The organism is Nocardiopsis lucentensis DSM 44048 (assembly GCF_000341125.1).
GTDB lineage: Bacteria > Actinomycetota > Actinomycetes > Streptosporangiales > Streptosporangiaceae > Nocardiopsis > Nocardiopsis lucentensis.
On sequence record NZ_ANBC01000753.1, the window covers coordinates 1 to 775 of the forward strand.

1 protein-coding gene is annotated in these 775 nt (G+C 76.9%); it reads left to right on the forward strand.

The window, feature by feature from the left end; all coding sequences use genetic code 11:
* Window positions 1-700 (forward strand): MFS transporter (locus tag D471_RS40485; protein WP_017601341.1); only part of this gene is annotated, 700 nt, incomplete at its 5' end.
* Between the last annotated feature and the right edge of the window lie 75 nt (window positions 701-775).

Sequence of the window (775 nt, forward strand, 5' to 3'; positions counted from 1 at the left end):
CCGACCATGGACGCGCCCGGCGCTGCTCCTGCCCCTGGTCGCGGTGTGCGCCGCCGTCCTGGCCGCCGAGTCGGCGCGCCTGGTGGTGCGACCGTTCTTCACCCTCTACGCCGAGGACGGCGGGATCGACCCCGCCGTGGCCGCCGCCCTGTTCCTGCTGCCGCAGCTGACCGTGCTCGCGGTCCTGCCGCTGGCCGCACGGGTCCACGCCGTACTGGGCCGGGCCCTGCTTCCGATCGCGTGCGCCGTCGCGGCGCTGGGCCTGCTCACGCAGTTCCTGGCCCCCGGACTCGCCCTGCTGGTCCTGGGCCGGGTGGTCTTCGGAGCCGGGCTCGGCCTGGGCCACGTCGCCCTGGACCTGCGGGTGTTCGCGGTCACGCGGGCGCGCGGCCCGGCCTTCGCCGCAGTGGAGACCGTGCGCGTGGGCGCCACCCTGATCAGTCCGCTGCTGGCCACGGGGCTGGCCACCGCGGGGCTCGGGCTGCCGCTGGCCGTCGGAGCCGGACTGTTCGCGGTGCTGTCCCTGCTGCTCATCGCCCTCCCCGAGGGCCTCGACGAGGAACCGTCGACCACCGCCCCCGGCGGTGGGACCGGGGCCGCCCACCCATCCCCGACCACCCACGAGACCGACCCCGCACCCGTCCCCGCGCGCGAGCCGCGATCGCGCAACCGTGAGGAAGAGGACCAGCATGTCCACTGACACCAGCCCGCTGCCCGGCGCGACCGAGGCCGACGACCACCCCGACGCGCGCGTCTGGCGCGAGGCGGGCCGCCG